The sequence below is a fragment of the Lentzea sp. NPDC102401 genome, from assembly GCF_044765805.1.
Lineage (GTDB): Bacteria > Actinomycetota > Actinomycetes > Mycobacteriales > Pseudonocardiaceae > Lentzea > Lentzea sokolovensis.
Genome location: NZ_JBIWKS010000014.1, coordinates 197,098 through 214,989, shown reverse-complemented (window position 1 = coordinate 214,989; position 17,892 = coordinate 197,098). Strand labels below are relative to the sequence as shown.

Sequence of the window (17,892 nt, the reverse complement as noted above, 5' to 3'; positions counted from 1 at the left end):
ATCAGGGCTGGGAGCAGTACGGCGGGGTGAACCCGGCGTCGCGGTCGTCAGCCGAGGCCGCGCCCGACATCGCCAGCAGCGCCCCCAAACTGAGGATCACGGCCGCGACGGTTCGAGCGATAGTGTTCAACTTCATTAAGGGGCTCCTTCGATAGGTGGCGGCCGTGGATGAGGGCAGGAAGTCGTTGACGAGGTTCGGTGCGCGGTTGCGGGCGGTCCGGCTGCAGCGAGGTTTGTCGCAAAAGGACCTCGCGTGCCCCGGCGTCTCGATGAGCTACGTGTCCCGGCTGGAGTCCGGCGAACGGGTGCCGTCGCCCACCGTCGTCCGCAGGCTCGCCGAGGTGCTCGGCGTCGACCCGTCCGAGCTGATGGTCGACGAGGACCGCACCGCGATGCAGGACGAGGCGCTGGCGTGGTGCGAAGCGCTGCTCGCGTACCACGACGGTGACCTCGTGATGGCCGTCGATCTGCTGGAAACGCTGGGAAAGCGGTCCGACGAGGAGATGTTCGGCTGGTGCGTGCGCTGGACGCGCCTGGTGATGCTCGCGCGGCAGCGAGACCACGAGGGCCTGCTGCTGGCGGGGGCGAAGCTGCGCAAGTCGTGGTCTCCCGGTCCGGCGGTGGACGCGCTCGTGGAGATCCTGCGCGCATCCTCGTTGCGGCGCCTCGGCCGGACGGCCGAATCCGTGAAGGCCGCGACCGAGGCCGTCGAACTGTCGAACGGTGACGGCGAACGGGTGCGTCGCGTCCACACGCGTGCGCTCATCTCGTTGTGCGCGGAGCTCACCGGGGCCGGCCGCCTGGCGGACGCCGAACAGGTCGTGGACCAGCTTTCCGCGCGGCTGCCCGAACTCGGCCGCGACCGGCTCGCGATCTCCACGTGGTGGGTGCGCGCCAAGGTCGCGGATCGCCTGGGGGACCGGATGGAGGCCGCGCACTGCATCCGCGAGGCCGTCGCGATGCTGGACGACTTCGACGGCGATGCCGAGTACCGCTGCCGCGTCCGCCTGGCCGGAGCGTCCATCACGCTGCGCACGCCGGGAGCGAACCTCGACGACGTGGTCGCGTTGCTGGACAAGGTGGAGACGACGGTCGCGGCCATGCGCCGCCAGGAGAACCTGCTCGCGCACGCCCGCGCGTTGCGGGCGGAACTGGCGTTGCGCGACGGCGAGGTCGACCGGGCCCGCGAACTCGCGGAGATCGCGCTGGCGACCGGCCAGCTCGACGCCGAGCAGCAGCTGCGGTGCCACCTGCTGCTCGTGCGGGCGGCGGACGAGGTCGACGCGGACGGCGGCGCCGACGCGCGCACCGCACTCGCCGCGTTGCTGGAACACATCAACCCCGAAGGCGTCGATCCGCTGCTGTGGCGAGACGTGGCACGCATCGCGCTGCGCAAGCACTAGCCCGACGTACGGGCGTTGCCTCGTCATGACCGCCCCTCGCTCATTAACTGGACACCTTGTTAACGGAGCATGACACAGACCAGTTACCCATCACATCACCCAATTGCACCGCGTGAACATGGGTAAAACACCCGGGAACCGGCAGTTCCCGGTCGACGGCAAGCGACCGAACGGGCGATGGCCCGCCTGTCCGGTCGGCCCAGTTGTCAAGGGGTTGACTGCGAATGACTAGCTGGTGGTGAGGTTCATCCACCAGACGATGGCACCGGCGCGTCCGTTGACGTCAAGCGTCGTGTAGATGCGCTGGAGGTGGTTCTGCACCGTCTTGGGAGACAGGCCGAGCGACTCCGCGATCATCGCCGTGCTCGCTCCGGCGGCCACGAGCCGCAGCACCTCGATGCCGCGTTTGGTGAGTCCCGCTCGCAGGGCGCGGGCGATCCGGGTGTTCGTGTGCTCCGCGGTACCGGTTTCGTGGAGCTCGCCGGTGTGCGGGACGCGCATCACGGTGTCCTCCCGCTTGGGCTCGAAACGCCTGTGCGCCAACTGTTCCACGAGCCGTGACGACAGGTCGTGCTCGCGCATCCGCAGCAGATCGCGACCTTCTTGCAGCTCCCACAACCGGTACTGCTCCAACTGCAGGCGCGCGTGCCGCAACGCCCGTTCCAGATCGCCGGCTCGTTCGTGCGCCTCGCTCAGCTGCTGGTGCGCGTGCACCGCCACTTCCCGTGCCAGGCAGCTCATCGCGAGTTCGGCGGCCTGGGTGAGCTGGGCGATCTGCTCGGGGTAGCGCGCCCGCGCACCGCTGAGGCGCGCCCGCGCCATCAGCGCCTCGGCCCGCGCCACCGGGCGGTTCCTTCCGGCAAGCAACTGGTCAGCGCGCTGCCAGCTGCGGTGCGCGCGGTCAAGTTCACCCAGATCAATGCGCACGTGTGTCAGCAGGACGTTGACCATCGCCATCCGCACCGGATCGCCGAGCGTCTTCCACCGGTCCCGCACCTGAGCGCACAACGCTTCCGCGCGGCGGATCTTGCGCACGCACGGCTCGCCGTCGAGGCTGCAGCGGTTCTCCTCGGTGCGGATCATGCAGTGCTCGTGGTACTGCATGCGCATCACCCGTGCCTGTTCGAACAGCACCGAGCCGATCAGCTCGTTGTCGCCGGTGAGCTCCGCGAGACCCAGCGCGCGGGCGAAGGAGTTGAAGCTCCGCTCCCGCGAGTCGAGCCGCAGTTCCACCACGGCACGGGAAAAGCTGCACCGCGCCTGCAGTCCGATGTGGCGGTTCGCCGCCGCGATCTCCTGCACCTTGTCGATCGTGTCGAGCGCGCTGGGCCACAGCCCCCGCTTGCCGAGCGCCACCGACTGCGCCAGCACACCCTCCGCGACGCCCTCGACGTCGTCCAGCCACGCGAACGCGGCCACCGCCTTCTCCGCGTACTCCAACGCCTCGCCCGGCCTGCCCTCGTCCAGGGCGATGCGTGCCTCGCGCAGGTTGTGCACGGCGTTGGAACGCGGATCCGCGGTCCTGCCGGGAACCGTCATGGTGAAGCCCCCTCATTCGGAGGCTGACTCTAGTGGTGCTCGCGCAATTGACGTTTCAACACTTTTCCGGCCGCGTTGCGCGGCAACTCGTTGACGAAGAAAACATCCCGGGGAACGGAGTATCGCGCCAGATTCGCCTTCACGTGTTCACGTATGTGTTCGGCCGTCAGGGTTTTCGCGCCGACGACGAAAGCCGCCAGGCGCTGGCCCCACTCGTCGTCCGGCACGCCGAGCACCGCGACCTCCGTGACGCCGTCCAGCGTGGAGAGCAAATCCTCGACGTCGTGCGGGTAAACGTTTTCACCACCTGACACGATCATCTCGTCGTCGCGTCCGGCCACGAACAGCAGGCCGTCCTTGAGATAACCGAGATCGCCGGTCGACATCAGGCCGTCCAGCGATTCCTTGCTGGTGCCGTTGGTGTAGCCGTCGAACAACATCTCGTTGCCCACGAAGATGCGCCCGGTCTCGCCCGGCGCCACGGGCTTGCCCTGATCGTCCACAACGGCCAGTCTGGTGCCGAGCGGCGGCTTGCCCGCCGTGCCCGGCTCGCGCAGCATCTCCTCCGGTGTCGCGATGCTCGCCCAGCTCACTTCCGTTGAGCCGTAGAGGTTGTAGAGCACCGGGCCGAACTCCTGCAGCGTGCGGGCGGCGACGCGGGGCGGCAGGGCGGAACCGCTGGAGGCGATGACCCGCAGGTTCGGCCGGTGCTCGTGCTCCAGCATGCGTTGCAGCATCACGGGAACCACGAACATCGCGGTGCACCTGTCGGCGTCCTTCAACGCCTGCGCCGGATCGAACCTGCGGCGCAGCACCAGGGTGGCGCCGAGCACGAGCCCGAGCTGGAACGCGGCGAGGCCCCACGCGTGGAAGAGCGGAGAGGTGATGGAGATGACGTCACCGTGCCTGAGCGGAATCCGCGACAGCAGCGCGGCGGCCGGGGCGAGGCTCGCGGGTTCCGGCCTGCGGGCGCCTTTCGGCGTGCCGGTGGTGCCGGAGGTCAGGATGATCAGGCGGCCGCGCGGAGGCCTGCGGGGCAACGAGGTCGTGGGCCCGTTGGCGATCAGCGACTCGAGCTCGTCGGTGAAGAACACCGGGACGTCCGCGGGCAGTGCGTCGGCGAACTCGCGGTCGGCGACGATCCTGCCGATCTTCTGGTCCTGCGCCACCTGGGCCAGTTGTCCCTTGCTCAGGCCGGTGTTGAGCAGCACGGCGTCCGCGCCGATCTTCGTGCACGCGGTCATCGTCTCGATGAACGCGCGGCCGTTGCGGCACAGCAGCCCGACGCGTTCCCCAGGGCGGAAGGCGTGCGCGAGCCGGCTGGTGCGCTCGTTCACTTCCGCGTATGTGAGCACGCCGTCGTCGTCGATGATCGCGGCACGGTCCGGGTGGCGTCCCGCGCCCGTCTGGAAGCCCCACGCCAGCGTGATGTCCCACTGCAGATACCCGCGCACGGTGCCGGAGAGCCCGCGCGGGCCCAACGGCCGGATCACTCCGGCTTTGACCAGGGTCAGCAGCACGCGGGTCACCATGCGACCCACTCTGCCATCTACCTACTAGCGAGTAGGTAACGGTGTGACGGCGGTCACATGTCAGTGTTGGATGCGCTCACTACCGCGTCGCGCAACGCCGCCCGCAGCCGGCCGACCTCGAGTGGAGTCAGCACGGCGGCCTCTCCCGGCGGCACGGTGATCACGATGTGTCCCTGGCTGACGAACACCGTCATGTCCCGTCGGCGCGAAGCGATGTCGCGGCAGCTCACCTGCCACTCCTCTTGGGCTCCCACGGGTTTCTTCCTCCAGCTCACTCGGCGCGCCGGCCCGGTGGTGCCGGTGCTCGCGTCAGAGAGACGCGCGTCACCGTTGGTCATGACGGAGGTTTCGCGTTCTCCGTTCAGCGACCGTGCCGAGCTGCGGATAGCGTCGCACGTGGGACGAGACTGGGTCACCTGAAGGGGTGAAAATGGCGGAACCGCAACGCATCGTGATCGTAGGAACTGGCCTCGCCGGTGCCTCCGCGGCGGGCGCGCTCCGAGACCGCGGCTACGGCGGCAAGATCACCATGTTCGGCACCGAGCACCACCGCCCGTACGAACTTCCCGCGCTGTCCAAGGACCTGCTGCTCGGCAAGGCGGCCGAACCCGCGTGGGTGCACGAGCCGAGCTTCTACTCCGACAACGAGATCGACCTCCAGCTCGGCGTGTCCGTGCTGGAACTGCGGCCCGGCGATCACACGATCGTGGACTCGGATGGAGCGGTGCGCACCTACGACCGGTTGCTGCTCGCGACCGGATCGCGTCCACGCGTTCTGCCTGGCGCGCAAGGACATGTGCTGCGCACGCTGGACGACTCGCTGGCGCTGAAGTCCGCGTTGCGCGAAGGCAGGCACGTCGTGATCGTCGGCGCGGGCTGGATCGGGTGCGAGGTGGCGTCCGCGGCCCGCGCGCACGGCTGCCGCGTCACGGTGGTCGACCCGCTGGCCGAACCGCTCGTGCGCGTGCTGGGCGCCGAGATGGGTGCGATGTTCCGCGGCCTGCACACCGAACACGGCGTGGAGTTCAAGCTGGGCACGGGTGTCGCGAGCTTCTCACCGGTGGGCGTGCGCCTGGACGACGGCACCGAGCTGCACCCGGACGTGACGGTGCTGGCCGTGGGGGCCTCGCCCCGTCTCGAACTGGCCGAGGCCGCCGGCCTGGAACTGGCCGAGGGCGGCGTCGCGGTGGACGCGTTGCTGCGCACGTCCGCGCCCGACGTCTTCGCGGCCGGCGACATCGCCGCGCAGGACCACCCGCGCTACGGCCACCGGGTCCGCGTCGAGCACTGGGCGAACGCGAAGGACCAGGGCACGCACGTGGCCGGGCCGCTGATCGGGCTGGACGAGCCGTACCTGAAGTCGCCGTACTTCTTCACCGACCAGTACGACCTGGGCATGGAGTACCGAGGTCTCGCCGGCCCTGACGACGAACTGGTCGTGCGCGGTGACGTGGCCTCGCGGGAGTTCATCGCGTTCTGGCTGCGTGACGGACGGCTGCGGGCGGCCATGAACGTCAACGTCTGGGACCACGGCACGGCGTTGAAGGCGCTGGTGGACGCACAGGCGACCGTGACACCGGAGCAGTTGCGGGACGCGGACCTGGGCGCGCTCGTCTAGGTCGGCTAGATGCAGGAGCCGTGCATCGGACCCTCGCCGCGCGAGAGGTCCTGCAGGGCCTTGCGAATGACCGCCATCTCCTCGGCGGTGAAGCGGGAGTGGAAGGCGCGTTCTACCTCGGCGAGCGCGTCACCCGCCTCTTTCTGCAGTTCCCGGCCCTTGTCGGTGATCATCGGCGTGCGCACGCGCCGGTCGTTGGGGTCGGGAACGCGCATGACCAGGCCGATTCGCTCCAGCTTGTCGAGCTCGCTGGTGAGCGTGGTCTTGTCGAGCCCGAGCATCGCACCGAGCTTGAGCTGGGTGCGCTGGGCTTCCTCGTTGGCGAGCGCACCCAGCACCAGCTGACCGCGCAACGAGATCCCGAACTTGGCGATCTCGTCGGCGTACGCGGCGCCGACGCGCTGGGCGGCGCGGTGCAGCAGCCAGTTCAAATCCCACTTCTCCAAGCAGGCTTCGACGAGTTCCGGCTGCTCCTCCATGTGTCCCATCCTACATCCCGGCGGAGATGTTCTCGACTAAGAACATCTTGACTCGGAAGTTCTTCGCTCGTATGTTCCGAGTATGACCAATCTGCTTCACATCGACACGAGCATTCGGTACGAGGGCTCCGTGACCCGCGAGATCTCCAACGCGTTCGCGGAGAGCTGGCGTGCCGCGAACCCCGGCTCCGGCTACACCTACCGCGACCTGCACGCGTCGCCGATCCCGCACAAGGACGGCACGGACCAGGGCATCGCCGCCGGCCTGATCGCCGAGGTCGACGCCGCCGACGTGCTCCTCATCGGCGCGCCGATGTACAACTTCTCGATCCCGTCGACCCTCAAGGCCTGGATCGACCAGGTCGCGACCTCCGAGCACTTCGCCCGTGAGGACGGCACGTTCGCGTGGGGCGGCAAGCGCGTCGTCGTCGTGACGGCCCGCGGCGGCTCGTACAAGCCGGGCACGCCCCGCGAGGGTTTCGACTTCCAGGAGCCGTACCTGCGCGCCGTGCTGTCGATGGTCGGCCTCGACCAGAACCTGGAGTTCGTGCACGCCGAGCTGACCCTGGCGGACGTGGTGCCGCAGATGCACCAGTTCCGCGAGCTCGCCGTGGAGTCGCTGGCCGACGCCCACCGCGTGGTCAAGGAACTCGCCAGCGCCTAACCTCGATCGTGTGATCGACAAGGTGGCTTGGATCTACTTGAAGGACGGCCGCGTGCTCGGCACCCGGTCGGCGGGCAAGGACACGTACTACCTGCCCGGCGGCAAGCGCGAGCCGGGCGAGTCCGACGTCGAGACGCTCGTGCGCGAGATCCGCGAGGAGCTGTCGGTCGAGATCGACGCGGCGTCGGCGAAGCACCTGGGGACGTTCGAAGCGCAGGCGCACGGCCACACGTCGGGGGTGACCGTGCGCATGACCTGCTACACCGCGTCGTTCGACGGGGAACCGGTGGCGTCGGCCGAGATCGAGGAACTCGCCTGGCTCACCACCGCCGACGCGGACCGGATCTCACCGGTCGACCGGATCATCTTCGCCCACCTGCGGGACGCCGGGGTGCTGTCCTGACGTTCGCGGACCGCGGCCGCGAACGCCGTCCACAGCGCCGAACACGATGGTCATCGCCGTGGCGCTGACCTGGCCGAGCACGGCGGGCGGTGTGCGTTGCTGGACCAGCGTCGCCACCGCGATCACTGTCCAGGCGAGACCCACACCGTTCACGAATCCCGACACCAGCACCGCGGTCAACCATCCCGCGCCCCGAGCGGCGGCGAGGACGCCCAGGAACTCGGGCCCGTACCGCAGACCGTGCTCCACCAGCGGAAACGCCGCCGGGGTGTGCAGCGAGGAGGCGAACAACGCCGCCGTCGTCCCGAAGAACGACAGCACGAGGCCGGCGAAGTACCAGCGCACCACGTCGTGACCCCAGGAACGACGAAAGAGGAGAGCGCTGCTCTCCTCCCACTTCAACATATAGCGCATGGGGGGCCTTGCCACAAGACCCCGGTTGTGCTTCATCATTTCCCGGCCAACGTCATCTACCTGGGGAAATGGGGAAGACTCCATGATCGACGTCATCATCGCCGGCGGTGGACCGACCGGCATGATGCTGGCTGGCGAGTTGCGTCTGCACGGCGTGAGCGTGCTGGTGCTCGAACGGGATTCGGAACCGACGAAGGTCGTCCGTGCGCTCGGCATGCACGCGCGCAGCATCGAGATCCTGGACCAGCGCGGCATCGCCGCCCGGTTCCTCGACGCGGGCACGACGCATCCGCTCGCCGGGTTCTTCGCGGGCATCGACAAGCCGGCGCCGGAGCGGCTGGACACGAAGTACCCGGTCGTCCTCGGCCTTCCGCAGCCGATCACCGAACGGATGCTCGCCGAGCACGCCACCGAGCTCGGTGCCGAGATCCGGCGTGGCGCCGCGGTGACCGCGTTCGCGCAGGACGACGAGGGCGTGACCGTCGAACTGGCGGACGGCACGTCGCTTCGGGCGCGGTACCTGGTCGGCTGCGACGGTGGCCGCAGCACCGTGCGGAAGCTGGCCGGCATCGACTTCCCGGGCGAGCCGTCGCGGGTGGAGACGCTGCTGGGGGAGATGGAGATCGGCGTGCCGTGGGAGGAGGCGATGCCGTTGATGCTGGAGATCCGCAAGACCCAGAAGCGGTTCGGCATCGGCCCGATCGGCGGCACCGCGACGTACCGGGTCGTCGTGCCCGCGGAGGGGGTGAACGAGGACCGCGCGGTCATGCCGACCCTGGACGACTTCAAGGAGCAGCTCGTCAAGGTCGCCGGGACCGACTTCGGCGTGCACTCGCCGCGCTGGCTGTCCCGCTTCGGCGACGCCACCCGGCAGGCCGAGCGCTACCGGTCCGGCCGCGTGTTCCTCGCGGGCGACGCGGCGCACGTCCACCCGCCGACCGGTGGCCAGGGGCTCAACCTCGGCGTGCAGGACGCGTTCAACCTGGGCTGGAAGCTCGCGGCGGCCGTGCACGGCTGGGCTCCCTCCGGCCTGCTCGACACCTACGAGGCCGAACGGCACCCGGTGGCCGAGGAGGTGCTGAACAACACCCGCGCGCAGATCGAACTGATGAAGGTCGAGCCGGGGCCGCAGTCCGTGCGGCGGCTGTTCACCGAGCTCGTGGGGTTCGAGGAGGTCAACCGCTACCTGATCGAGAAGATCATCGCGGTCTCCGTCCGGTACGACCTCGGCTCGGACAACGACCTGGTGGGCAGGCGGATCGGGGACCTCTCGCTCAAGCGCGGTGGCCTCTACGACCAGATGCACGCAGGTCGCGGCATCCTGCTCGACCAGGCGGGGACGTTGTCGGCCGGCGGCTGGGCGGACCGGGTCGACCACGTCGTCGACGTCAGCGAGGACCTCGACGCGCCCGCCGTGCTGGTGCGGCCGGACGGGCACGTGGCGTGGGCCGGCGAGGACCAGGAGGCGCTCGAACTGGAGCTCGCGCGCTGGTTCGGGACGGCCGGCTGAGGTCACCCGTTCGAGGCCCGGAGGCGCTTTGTCACACTGTGCGGCGTGTCCGAGCCGATGACAGCCGTGCTGCTGCGCGCAGCCGAGCTCACCGCCTCGGGGAAGCCGCGGCAGGCGATCGACCTGTTGCGGCCCCTCGTGGCGGCGAACCCTCGGCACGCCGAGGCGTGGTGCCGGCTCGCCGCCGCCCACCTCGACCTGGGTGAGGCGGACCAGGCGCTCGACTCGGCGAAGCGCGCGATGGTGCTCGACGGCGAGCCCGCCTGGCCGCAGCGGCTCGCGGCCCTGGCGCTGAGCGACCTCGGCCGGCACGTGGAGGCGGCGGTCGCGGCGCGGGAGTCCGTGCGGCGCAAGCCCGGCGACTGGCGTTGCTACGTCGTGCTCGCCGAGGTCCTCGCGGACAACCCGGACGGCGCCGTCGAGGCGTTCGACTCGGCCCTGCACGCCTCCCAGCTCGCGCCGACCGAGGCGCGGGCGTTCCAGGTGCTCGGCGACGCGGCCCTGCGCATGCGCGACTGGGGCACCGCCGAGCACGCGTACCGGACGGCGATCAAGCTCGACCCGTCCGACGCGGACTCCAAGGCGAACCTCGCGACCGTGCAACGGCGACGTTCGTCACGGCCCACGCAGCTGCAGTTGAACAAGGTGCAGGTTTGGCGCGCGCTGCGCATGCTCTCGTTGCTGCTGGTCGGCGGCGGTTTACTCGCGCTGATCGCCGGCATGCCCCGCCCGACGCCCTACCTGGGGTTCTTCACCGGCGCGCTGGTGCTGTGCTGCCTGGTCGTGGCGTTGCGGCTGCGTCCGTTCAAGCTGCTGTTCAGCCTGCGCAAGCTCGCCGTGACCGTGTCCCTGCTCGCCGCTTCGGCTCTGATCCTGGTCGGCTGGACCGTCGCGTTGTTCCTCGGCGCCACCACGATGCAGCCACTTGTGCTTTCCTGGTTGTGCGCTGTCGTGGGGGGAGCGCTCGTCTACGTCGGTGGAGGCAGGAAGCGGTGATGCGTCGCAACGCGGTCGCGCTCGCGTTTCTGCTGTTCCTCGGACAGCTGTTCATCGTCGCCGCGCCCGCCGAGCCCGTCACGGCCGGTTCCGTCATCCGGCACGGCCACGACTTCGCGAACCTGCCCGTCACCGCACCCAAGCCGCACAACCCCCAGGCAGCCCAGGTCCCGCAGGCCCAGGTGCCGTCCGACGTGCCGCCCGTCGCGAGGCCCGCGATGCCGATGCGGTTCGTCGTCGCCTTCGCCCGGCGCGTGCACCGCACGCCCGACGGCATCCGCTGGACGCCGCAGCGGGATCGTTCACCGCCTTCCGGTCGCTGAATCTTCTTTTCCAGCAACCCTCTTCGGAAGGCTCACTCACCCATGTCGCGCGACAACGCGCGCCGGGGTCTTCTCGTGCGCGGTCTCACAGCGCTCGGGGTCCTCGTCGCATCCGCTTTTCTTCTGCTCACCACAGATCCCCGCCTCGGCCTCGACCTGCGTGGCGGAACCCAGATCGTCCTCGAAGCCAAGGGCGACTCCGACGCCGCCGACCGTTCACTGGAGGTTCTGCGCCGTCGAGTCGACGCTCTGGGCGTCGCCGAACCGGTGATCGCCCGCTCCGGCGAGAACCGCATCGTCGTCGAACTGCCCGGTGTCCAGGACCCCGCCGAGGCCGTGAAGGTCCTCGGCCAGACCGCGCAGCTCACCGTGCAGCGCAACGGCCAGACCGTCATGACCGGCGAGGCCATCTCCGACGCGCAGTCCACGCGCAACCCGCAGGGCGCGGGTTTCGTGGTCAACATCCAGTTCCAGGGCGATGGTGCGAAGACCTGGCAGAAGGTCACCGGTGAGGCGGCCTGCGAGCCGTCCGGCACTCCCGGCAGGCAGATCGCGTTCGTGCTGGACGGCAAGCCGATCTCGTCACCGGAGGTCAGCCTCGACACGCCGTGCGGTGCTGGTCAGGCAGGTGGCGCGACCACGGTCACCGGCCGTTTCTCCCAGCCGGAGGCCAAGGAACTGGCCCTGGTCATCCGTTCCGGCGCGCTGCCGGTGCCGGTCGAGGTGATCGAACAGCGCACCGTCGGCGCGACCCTGGGCGCCGAGGCCATCGAGGCCAGCGCCAAGGCCGCGATCATCGGCATCGCGCTGACCTCGTTGTTCCTGATGGTCGCCTATCGCCTGGCCGGCTTCCTCGCCGTCCTCGCCCTGGTCGGCTACGCGGGTGTCGCCTACGCCGGGCTGCTGGCGGTGGGGGCGACGCTGACGTTGCCGGGTCTGGCCGGCTTCGTGCTGGCGATCGGCATGGCGGTCGACGCGAACGTCCTGATCTTCGAACGAGCGCGCGAGGAGTACGCCCGGAAACCCAATCTCCGCCGCGCGTCCGAGAACGGTTTCCGCGGCGCGTTGAGCGCGATCGCGGACTCGAACGTGACGACGCTGCTGGCAGCCGGTCTGCTGTTCTGGCTGGCCACCGGCCCGGTCCGGGGGTTCGGCGTCACGCTGACCATCGGTGTGCTGGCGTCGATGTTCAGCGCCCTGGTGCTGTCGCGCGTCCTGGTGGTCTGGGCCCTCGGCACCCGTTTCGTCGGCCGGCACCCTCAGCTGAGCGGCCTGCACACGTTGGGCTGGGTCCGCCGGCGCCTGTCCGTCGTGCTGTACCGGCGTCCGTCGTTGTGGCTGATCAGCGCGGGTGCCGTGGTGCTCGTGGCGTTCGCCGGTCTCTTCGCGCGCGGCCTGAACCTGGGCGTCGAGTTCACCGGCGGCCGCATGCTCGACTTCACCGCGGGCGGCACGATCGACGCCGGGCGCGTGCGCACCGCTCTGGGTGACGCGGGCTTCTCCGACGTGGTCGTCTCGTCGTCGGGCAACGAGGTCTCGCTGCGCACCGGCCCGATCGACGAGGCGCAGTCCGCGCGGATCGGCCAGGTGGTGAGCTCGGCGGTCGACGGCGGCGCCCGCCAGTCGAGCAACGAGCTGATCGGCCCGTCGCTGTCGTCCGAACTGCGCCGCAACGCCGTGATCGGCCTCGCCATCGCGGTGGCCGCCCAGCTCGGTTACCTGGCCATCCGATTCGACTGGCGCCTCGGCGTGGCCACGGTCGCCGCGCTGCTCAGCGACGTGCTGGTGCTGGTCGGCATCTTCGCGTGGATGGGTAAGACCGCGGACGGCGTGTTCCTGGCGGCCCTGCTGACCGTGATCGGTTATTCGGTCAACGACTCGGTCGTGGTCTTCGACCGCCTGCGCGAACTGCGCGGGTCCCGCCTGAAGGCCTCGTACCCGGACGTCGTCTCCGACGCGGTGGTCCAAACCGTGCCACGAACCGTGAACACCGGCATAGGCGTGCTCTTCGTCCTCGCGGCGTTGCTGGTGCTCGGCGACGGATCACTGGCCAACTTCGCCACCGCACTCCTGATCGGGCTGGTGGCGGGCACGATGTCCACAGTGGTCACCGCCGCGCCCGTCGCCATCTGGCTGGAGTCGCGCTGGCCCCGTCGAGCAGTTTCGAAGAAGCGCCCGGTGGCAGCACGGGCCTAACGTTCCGCGCATGATCACTCATGTGCACTCGGTCACCATCAACGTCCGCGATCTCGACGAGGCTCTGGCCTTCTACGTGGACGTGCTGGGCTGGGAGAAGCGACAGGACAGCAACGAGGCGGGCATGCGCTGGCTGACCGTCGCTCCTCCCGGCGCCCGGACGGCGTTCGCGCTGACCCTGGCGGACGCGCCGAACGTGTCGTTCGCGACGGGCTGCGGCATCTCGCTCATCACCGGCGACATCGACGGCGACGTCGCCGGGCTGGTGGACAAGGGGGTGCGGGTGAAGGGCGCGCCGGAGACCATGCCGTGGGGTGATCGGGCCACCTGGTTCAGCGACCCTTTCGGCAACGAGTTCTTCCTAGTGCAGCTCGCTTCGTAGCAAAGTAGGCGGCATGACCTCCTTCGCCGGGTACCAGAACGAGATCTACCTTCAGGGGCTCGGTGGCGCCGTGCCGCCGTTCACCACCGATCCGGACGCGCTGGAGCAGTCCGCGCGCGACCGGCTGGGACCGGGTCCGTTCTGGTACGTGGCGGGAGGTGCGGGATCGAGCGCCACCGTGCGCGCGAACCGCGAGGCGTTCGACCGCGTGCGGATCGTGCCGCGGATGCTGACCAATGCGACCGAACGGCATCTCGGCGTCACCGTTCTCGGCACCGAGCTGCCGGCGCCGGTGATGCTCGCACCCGTTGGCGTGCAGTCGATCCTGCACCCGGACGGCGAGCTGGCGACCGCGCGGGCGGCGGCCGAACTCGGCGTGCCGATGGTGCTGTCGACGGCGTCGTCGCACACCATCGAGGAGGTCGCGGAGGCGTCCGGCGACGGGCCGCGCTGGTACCAGCTCTACTGGCCGAACGACCCCGACGTGTGCGCGTCGCTGCTGGATCGGGCGCGCAAGGCCGGGTACACGGCGCTGGTCGTCACCTTGGACACGTGGACGCTGGCGTGGCGGCCGCACGACCTGGACCAGGCCTACCTGCCGTTCCTGCGTGGGGTGGGCACGGCGATTCCGTTCAGCGACCCGGTTTTCCGCGCCGGCCTGCAGAAGTCACCGGAGGAGGACCTGCCGATGGCGATCCTGCGGTGGGTGCAGCTGTTCACCGGCACCGACAAGTCGTGGGACCAGCTGGCGTTCCTGCGCGAGCACTGGGACGGGCCGATCGTCCTGAAAGGAATCCAGCACGCGGACGACGCGCGCAAGGCCGTCGAGTACGGAATGGACGGTGTCGTCGTCTCGAACCACGGCGGCCGTCAGGTGGATGGTGCCGTGGGTTCGCTGGACGCGCTGCCGTCGATCGTCGAGGCGGTGGGGGAGCAGGTCGACGTGCTGTTCGACTCCGGGATCCGCACCGGTGCGGACATCGTGAAGGCGCTGGCGTTGGGCGCGAAGGCCGTGATGGTCGGGCGACCCTTCGCGTACGGGTTGGCGCACGGCGGCCAGGTCGGCGTGAAGCACGTGCTGCGCAGCCTGCTCGCGGACTTCGACCTGACGCTCGGGCTGTCGGGTCACCGCAGCCCGGCCGACCTGGGGCCGGACGCGCTGCGGTTCTCCTGAACGACGTCGGCCGGGCCGCAGCTGCGACCCGGCCGACGTGGCGGTTCTTCTTCGCCTGTTACGGCATGGTGGCGGTCATTCGCGCCAGCGTGCCGAAGTCGGCCGGCTGCACCCGCAGCCAGCCGTCGCTCTTGGCCGCGAGATACCGCCCGCTCGGCGTGTCGATGTACGTGAGCGGGTTGACGCAGCGCTGCTTGCGGCCGAGGTGGTCGCGCTTGGCCGAGAACACCTGACCACCGCCGGTGCGCGGCTGGCTCATGATCTCGTTGAGCTGCGCGACCAGTTGGTCGTTCGGCGTGCTCGTCGGCCTGCTCTGCTGCATGAACGACCCGGTGTCCTCGTAGGACTGCCGCGGCTTCTGCTGCAGCGCCTCCTCGGGCAGCGTGATCGGGTTGCCCCTGCCCGCCGGCGTGGGCGGCAGCGCGCCGACCAACGCCTGCGGTGCCTCGTCCGCGCGCACCGGTTCGAGCACGAACTGCTGGTCCTGCGTGAGCACGATCCGCAGCGCGTCCTGGCCGTTCGACACGACCAGCACGCTCTGCTGAGGACCGTCCTTCAAGCTGAAGAACGCCCAGTACTCCACGCCGGCCTCGACCACGAGCCGCAGCGCGTTCGCCAGATCCGGGTGGATCTGACCGCCGCGCGCGAGCCCGTACTGCTCGAGCTGCGCCCACGCCGACCGCTGCAACCGTTCGAGCTCGCTCACGTCGCCCGACTCGAGGAGATCCTCGTCGAAGTCGACCTGAGCGATCAACGCACGGTGCAGCGTCGGCAGGCCCGCGGCCTGCCACGCCTGATAGAGCGCCGTGACAGGGATTGCGACCCTGCTCCGCAGCACGATTCCCCCTTATCCGCCGATGACCGGCGGAGCAACCATCGTTCCGTCGCCGAAGATGTCCTCGGTCTCCTGCAGGTAGGACGCGGACTTGTGCTCCTTGTCCTCCTCGCCGTCACCGCGACCGCCACCGGCGCCCATACCTCCGGCACCCATGCCCGCCGCACCACGGCCACCGGCACCCGCCGCACCGGCACCGGACGGCCCGAAGCCACCAGCGCCACCACGACCGTCACCGGCAACACCGGACGCGCCACCGAAGCCGCCGCCCATGCCGCCAGGACCACCCATGCCCTTGGCCGCCGCAGCACCACCGAGGCCGCCGCCACCGGGTCCGCCGAGGCCACCGCCACCGCGACCGCCGCCGGCACCACCGCCGCCGGGTCCGCCCAGACCACGACCGCCGGGACCGTTGGGTCCACCGGGCCCACCAGGGCCGCCGGGACGGTTGCGCGGGTTGTTGGGGTCGAGCGGCCCGCCAGGACGCCGCGGGTCGTTCGGGTTGAACACGCCGTCCGGCGGCTGGGTCGGAACGCCGATGTTGGGCGGCGGACGCCGCCCGCCGTCATCGGTGGGCGGCGGAGTGAACTTGGGGTCGTTGACGCCGGACGTGCCGGTGTCGTCGCCACCACCGGTACCCGGCGGCGTCCAGGTGGACAGGTCCGTGCCGTCCTGGCCACCGCCACCGTTGCGGTCGCCGCCGCCAGGGTTGCCGATGGTGGGCGGAGGCTGGCTTTGCATCCCGACCTTGTCGACGTTGTTCTTGTCGCCGCCCGGTTCTTCTTGGACGCTGCCATCGGTTGCGGTCGGCGCGATGAACGTCGGCTGGTTGCTCATGCTCGCGTTGACCGCGCCCGCGTACTGGTTGAACGCCCGGACGTTCTGCTCGCTGACCTGCTGGTTCTTCTCGAGCGCCTTGTCGTAGTCGGTGTCCCACGGACGCCAGTCGTTCAGGAACGGCTTGTCCGGAACCTTCGGCGGCATGGACATCGAGTTCTTGGCGTCGGCGTACGCGCTGCCGACGGTGTCGGCGGTCGTGCCCGCCTGGGTCGCCGACTCGCCGGTGACGGTTGCCCACGTCGCGAGCGGTGAGGTGCTTCCACGGGCCGAGTCACCCGCGGAGCCCTCCCAGGCGGCACCGGAATCGCTCACGGCCTTCTCGATCAACTGGGCGACATCCCCGTGTCCGCTGGAGAGACTGCGCCAGGCCTGCGAGGTGACCGAGGTGCTCTGGCTCGGTCCCTTGCCGTTCTCGAACCACTTGTAGATCGTTTCGCCGCCCGCGAAGGGGAGCATCGCGAAGCCGCCGATGTTCGGCTCATCCCCAGCCATCTCGCTACCCCTTCAGGTTTGTGATGATCAGCTGTGCGACCCGCTCGGACTCCGCGCAGGCCGGCTTGGTCGCGCGCTCGTCCGCGGCGGTGGCGACCTGAATGGTGATCGAGTCGTTCTTCGAGGCCTGCAGTGAGGTCAGGCAACCGGTCGACGCGTCGGTCTGACTGGTGGAGTAGAGCCGCACGCCGTCGACCTTCTTCTCAGTGAAGACCGGGTTGGCTTTGACGTTGTTGACCATGTCCTCGAAGGGCTTGTTCTCGGTCACGTGCACCGTGTACTTCGAGTTCTTGATGACGTCCTGGCCCCTCCACACACAATTGGGGCCGAGTTCGCCGGTGCCGGGCTCTGGAGCTCGCACAGAACCAAGCGTCGTCACCTGGCTCGCGGTGAGGATGCTGCACGGGCTGCTCACGAACTTGGCGATGCTGAGCCCAGCGTCGGACCCGTCGCTCGTGGGCTCGCTGCTCGACTGACCGGTGCCAGTCGGCTGCGCCGTGGTCGGATTACCGCCGGTCTGGGTGGCCGTGCACCCCGTCAGTGCGCCGAACGCGAGCACAGCGGTGAGCAGGGCGGTCATGCGCTTCAAGATCGTGTCAGCCCTTCATCGCGGACTGCGCCGCGTCGTCGGTGGCCTGGTACTCGGCAAGTGCCTTCTCGATGTTCTTGACGGTCTGTTCCAGAGCCTTCTGCGCTTCCTGGTTCGCCCACAGGTATCCGCCGGGCTCGGCACCAGCCGTCTTGCGCATCGCGAGCGTCGCATAGCCGCTGTAGGGGTCTGGACCGGGAGCACCCGAGTTCTGGATCTCGTCGGACTTGTCCCTCAGATCGATCAGCTTCTCGATTGCCTTCTTCAGGCCGTCGATCATCTTCTGCGCCTGGTCAGGATCGACGCTGAACTTCGCGACTCCGCCGCCGCCCGCACCAGCGGCTGCTCCCGCCGCGGCGCCCATGGCGGCGCCGACACCCTTGCCGACGGCCCCGGAAGTGCTCACGGGTACGAGTGCGTCGAACATCAGCATCCTGGCCAGCTCCCCTCAGAACTCCACACCCCTGTTAGAGGATTTTCGCATAGGACCGGTTCCCTGCGGA

General features: G+C 69.5%; 20 protein-coding genes. 10 read left to right on the top strand and 10 right to left on the bottom strand.

What is annotated here, in order from left to right:
- Position 1 precedes the first annotated feature (1 nt).
- The gene (locus tag ACIRG5_RS38525; protein ID WP_402914403.1) at positions 2-136 is read right to left on the bottom strand and encodes a hypothetical protein; all 135 of its coding nucleotides are present in this window, start codon (positions 134-136) and stop codon (positions 2-4) included.
- Positions 137-164: 28 nt separating this feature from the next.
- Between ACIRG5_RS38525 and ACIRG5_RS38520 the strand changes: the two genes are divergently transcribed.
- Positions 165-1,403 carry a helix-turn-helix domain-containing protein gene (locus ACIRG5_RS38520; protein WP_402914401.1) on the top strand — a complete coding sequence of 413 codons (1,239 nt, stop codon included), beginning with the start codon at positions 165-167 and terminating at the stop codon, positions 1,401-1,403.
- Positions 1,404-1,631: 228 nt separating this feature from the next.
- Here the strand turns inward: ACIRG5_RS38520 and ACIRG5_RS38515 are convergent, their stop codons facing one another.
- From ACIRG5_RS38515 to ACIRG5_RS38505, 3 genes are read right to left on the bottom strand one after another with little or no spacing between them, the layout of a single operon-like run.
- On the bottom strand, positions 1,632-2,942 hold the full coding sequence (locus ACIRG5_RS38515; protein ID WP_402914400.1) for a response regulator transcription factor: 1,311 nt from the start codon (positions 2,940-2,942) through the stop codon (positions 1,632-1,634).
- A 29-nt stretch (positions 2,943-2,971) separates the two neighbouring features.
- Positions 2,972-4,474: an AMP-binding protein gene (locus ACIRG5_RS38510; protein ID WP_402914397.1), complete on the bottom strand. Its 1,503-nt coding sequence runs from the start codon at positions 4,472-4,474 to the stop codon at positions 2,972-2,974.
- 53 nt (positions 4,475-4,527) lie between these two features.
- Positions 4,528-4,728 (bottom strand): hypothetical protein, encoded by a 201-nt coding sequence (locus ACIRG5_RS38505; RefSeq protein ID WP_093599065.1) that lies wholly within the window; start codon positions 4,726-4,728, stop codon positions 4,528-4,530.
- Positions 4,729-4,904: 176 nt separating this feature from the next.
- Here ACIRG5_RS38505 and ACIRG5_RS38500 point away from each other — a divergent pair, with 176 nt between their 5' ends.
- Positions 4,905-6,092 (top strand): NAD(P)/FAD-dependent oxidoreductase, encoded by a 1,188-nt coding sequence (locus ACIRG5_RS38500; protein WP_402914394.1) that lies wholly within the window; start codon positions 4,905-4,907, stop codon positions 6,090-6,092.
- 5 nt (positions 6,093-6,097) lie between these two features.
- Here ACIRG5_RS38500 and ACIRG5_RS38495 read toward each other — a convergent pair whose 3' ends face one another.
- The gene (locus ACIRG5_RS38495) at positions 6,098-6,571 is read right to left on the bottom strand and encodes a MarR family winged helix-turn-helix transcriptional regulator (RefSeq protein ID WP_402914391.1); all 474 of its coding nucleotides are present in this window, start codon (positions 6,569-6,571) and stop codon (positions 6,098-6,100) included.
- Between the two features lie 82 nt (positions 6,572-6,653).
- Between ACIRG5_RS38495 and ACIRG5_RS38490 the strand changes: the two genes are divergently transcribed.
- Together ACIRG5_RS38490 and ACIRG5_RS38485 are read left to right on the top strand one after the other, a co-directional pair.
- A complete protein-coding gene (locus ACIRG5_RS38490) occupies positions 6,654-7,235 on the top strand; it encodes an NAD(P)H-dependent oxidoreductase (protein ID WP_319981822.1) in 582 nt (193 codons plus the stop codon).
- Between the two features lie 10 nt (positions 7,236-7,245).
- Positions 7,246-7,638, top strand: coding sequence for an NUDIX domain-containing protein (locus tag ACIRG5_RS38485; RefSeq protein WP_402914387.1), 393 nt, complete (start codon positions 7,246-7,248; stop codon positions 7,636-7,638).
- On the opposite strand, the gene ACIRG5_RS38480 is transcribed toward ACIRG5_RS38485, so the two are convergent.
- Positions 7,582-8,043 (bottom strand): hypothetical protein, encoded by a 462-nt coding sequence (locus ACIRG5_RS38480; RefSeq protein ID WP_402914385.1) that lies wholly within the window; start codon positions 8,041-8,043, stop codon positions 7,582-7,584. The genes ACIRG5_RS38485 and ACIRG5_RS38480 overlap by 57 nt on opposite strands.
- Before the next feature lie 91 nt (positions 8,044-8,134).
- Here ACIRG5_RS38480 and rox point away from each other — a divergent pair, with 91 nt between their 5' ends.
- The 6 genes from rox (at position 8,135) to ACIRG5_RS38450 (ending at position 14,633) form a co-directional block, all read left to right on the top strand.
- Positions 8,135-9,562: a rifampin monooxygenase gene (rox, locus tag ACIRG5_RS38475; protein ID WP_402914382.1), complete on the top strand. Its 1,428-nt coding sequence runs from the start codon at positions 8,135-8,137 to the stop codon at positions 9,560-9,562.
- A gap of 45 nt (positions 9,563-9,607) precedes the next feature.
- The gene (locus ACIRG5_RS38470; RefSeq protein ID WP_402914379.1) at positions 9,608-10,558 is read left to right on the top strand and encodes a tetratricopeptide repeat protein; all 951 of its coding nucleotides are present in this window, start codon (positions 9,608-9,610) and stop codon (positions 10,556-10,558) included.
- The gene (locus tag ACIRG5_RS38465; RefSeq protein WP_402914376.1) at positions 10,558-10,881 is read left to right on the top strand and encodes a hypothetical protein; all 324 of its coding nucleotides are present in this window, start codon (positions 10,558-10,560) and stop codon (positions 10,879-10,881) included. The genes ACIRG5_RS38470 and ACIRG5_RS38465 overlap by 1 nt, the downstream gene beginning before the upstream one ends.
- A gap of 75 nt (positions 10,882-10,956) precedes the next feature.
- A complete protein-coding gene (gene secD, locus ACIRG5_RS38460) occupies positions 10,957-13,077 on the top strand; it encodes a protein translocase subunit SecD (protein WP_402914374.1) in 2,121 nt (706 codons plus the stop codon).
- A gap of 10 nt (positions 13,078-13,087) precedes the next feature.
- Positions 13,088-13,459: a VOC family protein gene (locus ACIRG5_RS38455; RefSeq protein ID WP_402914372.1), complete on the top strand. Its 372-nt coding sequence runs from the start codon at positions 13,088-13,090 to the stop codon at positions 13,457-13,459.
- A 13-nt stretch (positions 13,460-13,472) separates the two neighbouring features.
- Entirely contained in the window at positions 13,473-14,633 is a 1,161-nt protein-coding gene (locus tag ACIRG5_RS38450; RefSeq protein ID WP_319981814.1) for a lactate 2-monooxygenase, read from the top strand.
- 58 nt (positions 14,634-14,691) lie between these two features.
- Here the strand turns inward: ACIRG5_RS38450 and ACIRG5_RS38445 are convergent, their stop codons facing one another.
- The 4 genes from ACIRG5_RS38445 to ACIRG5_RS38430 are packed head-to-tail and all read right to left on the bottom strand — an operon-like array spanning position 14,692 to position 17,795.
- On the bottom strand, positions 14,692-15,471 hold the full coding sequence (locus tag ACIRG5_RS38445; protein WP_402914368.1) for an ESX secretion-associated protein EspG: 780 nt from the start codon (positions 15,469-15,471) through the stop codon (positions 14,692-14,694).
- Between the two features lie 9 nt (positions 15,472-15,480).
- Positions 15,481-16,800: a PPE domain-containing protein gene (locus ACIRG5_RS38440; protein WP_402914365.1), complete on the bottom strand. Its 1,320-nt coding sequence runs from the start codon at positions 16,798-16,800 to the stop codon at positions 15,481-15,483.
- Positions 16,801-16,804: 4 nt separating this feature from the next.
- Positions 16,805-17,380, bottom strand: coding sequence for a DUF3558 domain-containing protein (locus ACIRG5_RS38435; protein WP_402914362.1), 576 nt, complete (start codon positions 17,378-17,380; stop codon positions 16,805-16,807).
- A gap of 16 nt (positions 17,381-17,396) precedes the next feature.
- Positions 17,397-17,795, bottom strand: a complete 399-nt coding sequence (locus ACIRG5_RS38430; RefSeq protein ID WP_402914359.1) for a hypothetical protein — start codon at positions 17,793-17,795, stop codon at positions 17,397-17,399.
- Between the last annotated feature and the right edge of the window lie 97 nt (positions 17,796-17,892).

Bases quoted from the DNA above. Each gene is read 5' to 3' on its own strand.
- ACIRG5_RS38450 (WP_319981814.1), top strand. From the start codon at position 13,473: ATGACCTCCTTCGCCGGGTACCAGAACGAGATCTACCTTCAGGGGCTC.
- ACIRG5_RS38515 (WP_402914400.1), bottom strand. From the start codon at position 2,942: ATGACGGTTCCCGGCAGGACCGCGGATCCGCGTTCCAACGCCGTGCAC.
- ACIRG5_RS38440 (WP_402914365.1), bottom strand. From the start codon at position 16,800: ATGGCTGGGGATGAGCCGAACATCGGCGGCTTCGCGATGCTCCCCTTC.
- ACIRG5_RS38510 (WP_402914397.1), bottom strand. From the start codon at position 4,474: ATGGTGACCCGCGTGCTGCTGACCCTGGTCAAAGCCGGAGTGATCCGG.
- ACIRG5_RS38455 (WP_402914372.1), top strand. From the start codon at position 13,088: ATGATCACTCATGTGCACTCGGTCACCATCAACGTCCGCGATCTCGAC.
- rox (WP_402914382.1), top strand. From the start codon at position 8,135: ATGATCGACGTCATCATCGCCGGCGGTGGACCGACCGGCATGATGCTG.
- ACIRG5_RS38525 (WP_402914403.1), bottom strand. From the start codon at position 136: ATGAAGTTGAACACTATCGCTCGAACCGTCGCGGCCGTGATCCTCAGT.
- ACIRG5_RS38500 (WP_402914394.1), top strand. From the start codon at position 4,905: ATGGCGGAACCGCAACGCATCGTGATCGTAGGAACTGGCCTCGCCGGT.
- ACIRG5_RS38465 (WP_402914376.1), top strand. From the start codon at position 10,558: ATGCGTCGCAACGCGGTCGCGCTCGCGTTTCTGCTGTTCCTCGGACAG.
- ACIRG5_RS38435 (WP_402914362.1), bottom strand. From the start codon at position 17,380: ATGACCGCCCTGCTCACCGCTGTGCTCGCGTTCGGCGCACTGACGGGG.
- ACIRG5_RS38495 (WP_402914391.1), bottom strand. From the start codon at position 6,571: ATGGAGGAGCAGCCGGAACTCGTCGAAGCCTGCTTGGAGAAGTGGGAT.
- ACIRG5_RS38480 (WP_402914385.1), bottom strand. From the start codon at position 8,043: ATGTTGAAGTGGGAGGAGAGCAGCGCTCTCCTCTTTCGTCGTTCCTGG.
- ACIRG5_RS38490 (WP_319981822.1), top strand. From the start codon at position 6,654: ATGACCAATCTGCTTCACATCGACACGAGCATTCGGTACGAGGGCTCC.